The sequence below is a fragment of the Pandoraea capi genome, assembly GCF_902459735.1.
GTDB lineage: Bacteria > Pseudomonadota > Gammaproteobacteria > Burkholderiales > Burkholderiaceae > Pandoraea > Pandoraea capi.
Genome location: NZ_CABPRV010000016.1, coordinates 99,129 through 107,075 on the forward strand (window position 1 = coordinate 99,129; position 7,947 = coordinate 107,075).

The following is a 7,947-nucleotide window of genomic DNA, read 5'->3' on the forward strand; positions in this document are numbered from 1 at the left end:
TCACTCTTGAATCGGGGCGATCGATGGACAGAACGCTTCGCAGTACGCAATTCGCTTCGCGCCGCAGGGCAGATGCTGTGATCATCGCCATGCTCTGTGTGCTGTGTGTGGTTGTTGCGCTGGCCAACTGGATCGCCGTTCGGACAGCACTTCAGAGCAATGTCGATGCGCGTTTTGCCTTGCGCACAACTGCGGCAACCGACAAGCTTTCGATAGCACTGACAGCTTACCGGGACGCCCTGCATGGTGCGTTCGACCTCACGGGGGCTACGCCTCAGTCCGAGGACACCCGCTGGATGGATTACGTCAAAGGGATGAAGCTGTCCGAACGATTGCCGGGGCTAATAAGTATCGGCAGGTGCGAACGCTCCGGTGAAGAAATCGTTAGAACGTCCGGCTACTCACCCACCGGGGAACCGGTGCTCGGCACCCGCGACCGTGTGCGCCTTCCCTCCGGCCCTGACGTTCGGGAACGCCTGTTTGCCAGCGTCACGGTTTCCGGTACTCCGCCGTCACTTGTCTTTCTGACGAGCAAGGATTTGTCTGCGGACTGTACTTATGCCATCGCCAATGTCGGTACGCTGGTTCACGCGGCAATCGGACCGCTGCTTCATGACCTGACATTGTCGATTGCCGTGAACGGCGACAAGGGGCCTGCGCAACAGGTCTTCGACAGCCTCTTGCCTCGCGCACCTGCCGAACCTCGACCGCCGGTCGATTATCGGACGGTCGCACCCGTTACCTACGCGGACCGGCCAGCGCTGGAACTGGTCTACACGGCGTCGGGCGAGTTTGCTGTACTGCGCGGCGCGGGCGTCGCCAATTGGGCGCTTGCTTCGGGCATTTTGATGAGCATTATCACGATACTTGCCTGGGTCGTGGCCCTGCTCTCCCGTCGGCACGCCATGTCGGTCAACGAACGGGAAGCGATCGGAAAGCAACGCTCCGAAAGCCGACTCTTTAGCGTCATTCAGTCGGTTCGCGAGGCGATCATCACCATCGACGCCCAGCAGCGAATCCAGATATTCAACCCGACCGCCGAGAGTATTTTCAAGTGCAGCGCCATGGAGGTAATCGGCGAGCCGATTGGACGATTCATCCCCGAACGATTCCGCGACGTCCACCTGCAGCACATCGAACGCTTCGGGGCGACCGGAGTCTCGGAGCGATTGATGGGGCGCGGTCGCCCACTCTGGGGCTTGCGAGCGGACGGTGAGGAGTTTCCGATGGAGGCATCCATTTCACAGAGTGCTGACGCCAGCGGCAAATTCTTTACGGTCGTGTTGCGTGACGTCACTGAGCAACGCCAAATGGCGAGCGCCCTGCAAACGTCGCGCCACGAACTCGAGAAACTCAACGCGCGACTTCAGGAGGTTCGCGAAGACGAAAAGTCCCGTATCGCACGAGAACTTCATGACGATCTCGGTCAACGTCTCACCGCATTGAAAATGGACGCGGCGATGCTCAGACAAGCGCTGGACGGGCAGCCCGCTATGTCGGCGGACGTCAAGCGCATCGAACAATCGATCGACGGCATGGTCGGCGCAGTTCGCCAGATGGCAGCCGATCTGCGTCCACCGATGCTCGACGATTTGGGCCTCGGTCCGGCAATCGAATGGTACGCGCAGGAGTTTTCACGTCGCTATGGCGTGGCCGTCGATGTGACGGGCACACGCGGGTTACCCGCTGTCGCGCCGACCGTGGCGACGACTTTGTTCCGTATCGTGCAGGAGGCGCTGAACAACGTCGCCAAGCACGCGCATGCCACCGCGATCACGGTCGAATTGGCCTGCGACCGGGAGTGCAGACTTCGTATTTCCGACAATGGGCGAGGATTGCCGCCGACGCGTCCGAAACCGGATGCCCTCGGGCTCATCAGCATGCGGGAGCGGGCGCGCCTGCTCGGCGGGACGCTGGAAGTCCGCAGCCCGTTGGAGGGCGGCACCGTGGTGACCACCATCATCCCGCTGGAACCCACCGCTTCGACGCTGCCCCCAGCGCTTTGAACGCGGGCGGATATTCAGGCAGCAGGTCGCACCCGAAGCACAGCAGCCCCCGAAATGGCACCGCGGCGCAGGTCGTCAAGTGCTGCGTTGGCCTTTTCGAGCGGGTATGTTGTCGTGGCCACTTTCAGCGCGATGCTCTCAGCCAGGGCGAGAAAGGCCAGACCGTCCGCTCGCGTCAGATTGGCGACGGAGCGCACCTGACGCTCGCCCCATAACAGTCGGTAGCCAAACCTCGGGATGTCGCTCATGTGAATGCCTGCGCAAACGACGACGCCTCCCCGGTCGACGGCCGCGAGCGCCTGAGGCACCAGCGAGCCGACCGGCGCGAAGATGATGGCGGCGTCCAGCGGCATGGGCGGATCCGCATCGCTCGGGCCAACCCAACTGGCGCCGTGCGACAAAGCGAACGCCGCGCCTTGGTCGTCGCCGGGCCGGATGAAGGCATACACTTCGCGTGCCTGAGCGCTCGCAATCTGCGCAATGAGATGCGCCGCAGCGCCAAAGCCGTAGATCCCCAGACGTCGTGCGTCGCCGGCCATGCTCAGCGAACGGTAGCCGATCAGGCCTGCGCACAGCAGCGGCGCGGCTGTCGCGTCATCATAGGCATCGGGGAGCTTGAACGTGAACTGCGCTTCGGCGACGACATATTCGGCGTAACCACCGTTGAGCGTATAGCCGGTAAATCGCGCCGCTTCGCAGAGATTTTCCTTGTGGTTCAGACAAAAGCGGCAGCATCCGCAGGTCGATCCCAGCCACGGCACGCCGACACGGTCGCCGATTTGCAGGTCCCGGACGTTAGGCCCTGTAGCGGTGACAATCCCCACGATTTCGTGACCGGGAATGATGCCATCCGGAACCCCCGGCAATTCGTCGTCCACGACATGCAGGTCGGTGCGGCAAACACCACACACGCTGACACGGATCAGTACCTGTGTAGGACCTGGCGTCGGCACGGGAATATCAACTAGTCTGAGCGTGCCGTCTGCCTTGGATAGTTGCATCGCTCGCATGCCGTCGTGCTCCGTGAGCGTGGCGCGATTACTGAACCGCGTTCGCCATTTGAGCCAGTCGCTGCGTATCGAGCAGCGTGATTTCGCGTTGGCGCACCCGCAACGCTTCCTGTGCCTGCAGGCGGGAAAACATGCGACTGACGGTTTCAAGTTGCAGACCAAGAAAGCTGCCGATTTCCTCGCGCGTCATGCGAAGCAGGAACGCGTTCGGCGAGTATCCCCGGGCAGCCAGCCGCGATGAAACGTCCAGCAGAAAGCTCGCCAGTCGGGCCTCCCCGCGAGCCGTGCCAAGACGCAGCAACTGTTGTTGTTCGCGCACGATGCCTGCGGCGATCAGCCGGTGAAGCTGGTGCTGCACGACTGGCACCTTCGCGGCAACGGCCTCCAGTTCTGCGAACTGGATTGCGCAGACCTGACTGTCTTCGAGAGCGACGGCTTCGGAGACATATCGACCGCTGGCAATGCCTCCCAGACCCAGCAACTCTCCGCCAAGGAGGTAGCCGGTGACTTGTTCGCGCCCGTCGGGGTGTGTCAACACCGTCTTGAACGAACCGGCGCGTACGGCGTAGATGTACTCGAGCGCGTCCCCTGGGCGGAACAGCACTTCGCCGCGTCGAACTGTGCGCCGGACACGTGTCACGCCGTCCAGACGGCGGATCGACTCATCGTTGAGTCCTTCGGCCAGACAGAACTGACGCAGCAGACAAGTGCTACATCTTGGGCTTGCGGATCCGACGACATCGAAGGCGCGATGAACCCTCACGTGTTGAGAGGCTTCGACGGGGATGGTGTCCAGCTGGCGGGAAATGGCATGCATGGCAAACTCCGGCAATTCAGCATCGTGTCATCACGTCTGAAGTATCGGAGACGAAGCGGGGAAAAAAAATAAGCGACGCGCGCGATCTCATGTCAGCTGACATGACAGCCTGTAGGCAAAGGACTACAACCCGCGCCTCAGAGTTTGTCGCGAAGCAGATCATTGCGGATGGCGTAATGCGCCAGCTCGGTCTGGCTCCTGAGTTGAAGCTTTTGCAGTACGCGAGCTTTATAGGTACTGACCGTTTTGGTACTCACGCAAAGGCGACCAGCGATGTCGGCCAATGTCAGGCCTCGGGCGAGCATCAGGAATACATCGAACTCGCGGTCGGACAGGCGGCGGAAGCTCGGACCTTCGATGGCCGCAGTGGATAGATCCCGGGCGATTCGCTCCGCCATCGACGGGCTCAGGTAAACCCCACCGTCATGGACTTTGCGTACGGCGTTCACCAGTTCGTTGGGCGCACTCTCTTTTGTCAGATAGCCTGCCGCCCCGGCCTTGAGCGCTCTCACAGCGTACTGTTCTTCGCCGTGCATCGTGAGGACAAGAATCGTCAAGTGGGGAAACGACGCCTTGATCTGCGCGATGAGATCGATGCCGCTGCGCCCGGGCATCGACAGATCGAGCAACAGGACATCGCACGGCGTATCCCCCAGCAGCGCCAGCGCTTGCGCACCGTTCGAGGCTTCCCCAACGATTTCGATATCGCCGGTGCCTGCCAGAATGCGTTGCAATCCGGCACGTACCAGCGTGTGGTCGTCTGTCACGATGATGCGAATCATGCGTCCGCCTTTGGATCGTGTACGTCGTTTCGGGATGTCCATGCCCAGACATCCATGAAATCGATTTTACACGCCCGGCTCCCGGGCAGCGCAAGTCTTCGAGCCCCTCTTCGCGCATTGGCGGATTACAACACGTCGGCGAATTCCTCCGTTCCTGGCGGCGGGATAAGGATAACGGGCCGCTGCGCCTGCCGGGCGCAGTTTTCCGCCACGCTTCCCAGCGTCAGACGTCGCACGCCGCGCCGGCCATGGGTTCCGATCACGATCAGGTCGGCCTGCCATTCTTCGGCGGCGGCGTTGATCTGAAACGCGACGTCTCCGCCGAGCGGCAGGAGCTCACGGATCTCCACCTCGCCTGTGACTTTCTCGTCGCTCAGGCGCTTCATGGCTTGCTCCCGGATGCTGTTCCCCTGAATTCGCAACGCTTCGATGAAGGGAAACGGGTCGGCGTCGCTGATATAGGCAACAGGAATATCGACGACAAATAACACGTGCAATTTCGCCTTACGCGCTTTCGCAAGCGACAGCGCGTAGTCGAAGGCGGTGTCCGCCGTGGGGCTGCCATCGATGGCAACCAGGATTCGTTCATACATGGTGTCAGTTCTCCGCGACAGCAGTCGGTACGCTGGCTGCCCCCGTAGGCAGCGTCGAGGATTCTTTGACCAGCATGACGGGGCGATGCGAGTGCCGCAGGACTTGCTCAGCCACACTGCCGAGCAGCATGCGGCGAACGCCTTTGCGTCCATGCGTGCCAAGGACCAGGAGGTCCGTTTGCCAACGTCTGGCTTCACGAATAATGGCACCGGCGATCGTGCCGCCCCACGTACGTAAGTCGATGGAACGGGTATCCGTCTGAATACCTTCCTCATGCAACCGCTTGTAGGCATTGCTTAATGTCGTCTGGCTTTCCGCGATCAGTTTCTCTCTCACGGCTTCGAGGTCGATGTACGAAGCGAACGCGGATTGATAGTGGGCGAACGGATCGTCGATGACGTTGACGACTCTGACGACGTCGTCCGGCATGGCAAATCGGATCGTTTCGCGCAAGGCATGCCAGGAGGTTTCGCTGCCGTCGATGGCGAGCAGGATTCGATGAGACATTGTGTCGTCCTCGCTGAGTTTGACTCTTTCGGACTGTGCCGCAGGTGTCGATCTACGCGGCGACGGTCAACGTTGCGATTAGACGGTAATCCAACCCAGCTTGTGCGTGAGCCGGCATGTGTCACCTCCTTGACGCACATCAACGTGGCAGGTCCTGAAATCGTGACGCCAGGTACCTGACAACTATGCTGTGATTGTCAGGCGACATTCCGTTGCCGAGTCGACGCAAGAGGTGCCTTCATGGAGTTGAGTTTCCTCGGTGCTGCGGGCACGGTGACCGGATCGAAGACGTTACTTCGCGTCGCAGACAGGAACGTGTTGGTGGATTGTGGCCTGTTTCAGGGTGTCAAGAATCTACGCAACCGCAATTGGGCGCCCCCGCCGTTCAACGTCCGGAGTCTGGACGCGGTTGTTCTGACGCACGCCCATATCGACCACAGTGGCTATCTTCCGGTGCTCGTTCGACAAGGGTATGCCGGGCCGGTCTATTGCACGTCCGCGACACGAGATTTATGCGAAATTCTGTTGCTCGACAGTGCGCATCTTGAAGAGGAGGAAGCTGACTTCCTGAACCGTCACGGCAAGTCGAAACACCACCCGGCACTCCCGCTCTTTACGACGGACGATGCCCGGCGAGCCATTGAGCGACTGACGCCGCGAGCGTTCGACACCCCGTTTGATGTCTGCCCGGAAGTTCGGGTGACATTCTTGCACGCGGGGCACATCCTGGGGGCCGCGATGGCACAGGTGGATGCCGACGGGCGGAGGATTCTGTTCTCGGGCGATCTCGGTCGCACTGACGATCCGATCATGCCCGCACCGGCCAATCCCGAAACGCCGGATTTCCTCGTCCTTGAGTCCACATACGGGGATCGCCTGCATGACCGCACGGATCCCGGAGCTCAGTTGGCAGAGATACTGCACCGGACGTTTGCGCGCGGGGGGAGCGTCATTGTCCCCGCGTTTGCTGTTGGACGGGTGCAAAGTCTGCTTTACTGGATTGCCCGGCTGAAAGCGGCCAGAGAGATTTCCGATGTTCCCGTCTATCTGGACAGTCCTATGGCGATCAACGTGACGAAAACCTACTCGTCACATCTTGCCGACCAGCGTTTGAGTGCCTCGGAGTGCGCGCAAATGTGCAGCGCAGCCAGGTTTGTGACGAGCGTCGATCAGTCCAAATGGCTGGACACGCGGGCGATGCCAGCCATCATCATCGCGGGAAGTGGAATGGCCACGGGAGGGCGCGTCTTGCATCATCTCAAGGCGATGAGCGGCAATTGGCGAAACACCGTGCTCTTCACCGGGTTTCAGGCGCCGGGCACGCGTGGCTCTACAATGGTCACCGGTGGGAGCGAGATCAAGATATTTGGCGACTATGTGTCTGTGAATGCTGAAGTGGTTCAGCTTGACACGCTATCGGCGCATGCGGATTATGGGGAAACGTTGAGCTGGCTTGCGAAGTTTGGAAAGCCGGTGCGACGAATCTTTCTGAATCATGGCGAGCCTGCCGCCGCTGACAGCCTGCGCAGGCGCATCACCGAACGCTTTGGGTGGCCATGTCAAGTGGTGGATGCGATGGAAAGTGTTCGTCTGGACTGGCGCTCAGAAGACATTACGGATTGTGGTTTCCGCTGTGAGGACAATCATTGTGAAGATTGAATTCCCTCACGTCGCCCCTGTGTATAACGCCGACGACATCTCCATAGAATTTGCGGTGGACTGTGAGCGAAAACGTATCGTGTGCGCCATCTCTGCTGAAGCGTTGGAAGATCATTTCGAGGCAAAGTCATGCCATGTCGACGACCTGATGTCTGCGTTCAAGACCCACAGGGCCTCAATCGAAAAGTTCGCCGCAAGATATCTACAACTCTGCCACGGCGCGCCAGTCTTCCTGCGCAGCGGCCACTTTCGATGGAAAGAACAGCTTCCTCCGAGTAAATAGTGTCAAGGTCCAGTGGCTCGCTACGGTCTGTTCAAATACACGGTCAATATAAGTCGACACCAAGCCAGCGAGTGCAGCAAGTGTTGCGGTCGTGATCTGCAATGAGAAATCTGGACCACCTGGGACGTTAGTTTTTCGGCAAACTTTACCCATGGAAAAAGGAGGAGTTTGCTATGAAACGCAAGCGCTTTTCAGTCGAGTAGATTGTGGCGGTGACATGCCCCCTGCAAACAGGGCCAGCCGGAGTCTAGTAAAGTTCGTTTTCGGAGAAGAAGACGAACATGAAGAA

General features: G+C 59.9%; 8 protein-coding genes. 3 read left to right on the forward strand and 5 right to left on the reverse strand.

The features are described from left to right. Nucleotides 1–23 precede the first annotated feature (23 nt). Complete coding sequence (locus PCA20602_RS24510; protein WP_150723408.1) at nt 24–2,006, forward strand: PAS domain-containing sensor histidine kinase; 1,983 nt, start codon at nt 24–26, stop codon at nt 2,004–2,006. Between the two features lie 14 nt (nt 2,007–2,020). On the opposite strand, the gene PCA20602_RS24515 is transcribed toward PCA20602_RS24510, so the two are convergent. The 5 genes from PCA20602_RS24515 to PCA20602_RS24535 all read right to left on the reverse strand — a co-directional run bounded on the left by PCA20602_RS24515 (nt 2,021) and on the right by PCA20602_RS24535 (nt 5,716). Further along, the gene (locus tag PCA20602_RS24515) at nt 2,021–3,016 is read right to left on the reverse strand and encodes a zinc-dependent alcohol dehydrogenase family protein (RefSeq protein ID WP_150723409.1); all 996 of its coding nucleotides are present in this window, start codon (nt 3,014–3,016) and stop codon (nt 2,021–2,023) included. Nucleotides 3,017–3,044: 28 nt separating this feature from the next. Next, on the reverse strand, nt 3,045–3,833 hold the full coding sequence (locus PCA20602_RS24520; RefSeq protein WP_150723410.1) for a helix-turn-helix domain-containing protein: 789 nt from the start codon (nt 3,831–3,833) through the stop codon (nt 3,045–3,047). Nucleotides 3,834–3,970: 137 nt separating this feature from the next. Further along, entirely contained in the window at nt 3,971–4,615 is a 645-nt protein-coding gene (locus PCA20602_RS24525) for a response regulator (RefSeq protein ID WP_150723411.1), read from the reverse strand. A gap of 125 nt (nt 4,616–4,740) precedes the next feature. Next, nucleotides 4,741–5,208 carry a universal stress protein gene (locus PCA20602_RS24530; RefSeq protein ID WP_174981568.1) on the reverse strand — a complete coding sequence of 156 codons (468 nt, stop codon included), beginning with the start codon at nt 5,206–5,208 and terminating at the stop codon, nt 4,741–4,743. Between the two features lie 4 nt (nt 5,209–5,212). Then, nucleotides 5,213–5,716 carry a universal stress protein gene (locus PCA20602_RS24535; protein ID WP_150723413.1) on the reverse strand — a complete coding sequence of 168 codons (504 nt, stop codon included), beginning with the start codon at nt 5,714–5,716 and terminating at the stop codon, nt 5,213–5,215. A 240-nt stretch (nt 5,717–5,956) separates the two neighbouring features. On the opposite strand from PCA20602_RS24535, the gene PCA20602_RS24540 reads away from it, so the two are divergent. Next, nucleotides 5,957–7,375 carry an MBL fold metallo-hydrolase RNA specificity domain-containing protein gene (locus PCA20602_RS24540; RefSeq protein WP_150723414.1) on the forward strand — a complete coding sequence of 473 codons (1,419 nt, stop codon included), beginning with the start codon at nt 5,957–5,959 and terminating at the stop codon, nt 7,373–7,375. Then, complete coding sequence (locus PCA20602_RS24545) at nt 7,365–7,658, forward strand: DUF1488 family protein (RefSeq protein WP_150723415.1); 294 nt, start codon at nt 7,365–7,367, stop codon at nt 7,656–7,658. The genes PCA20602_RS24540 and PCA20602_RS24545 overlap by 11 nt, the downstream gene beginning before the upstream one ends. Nucleotides 7,659–7,947 lie beyond the last annotated feature (289 nt).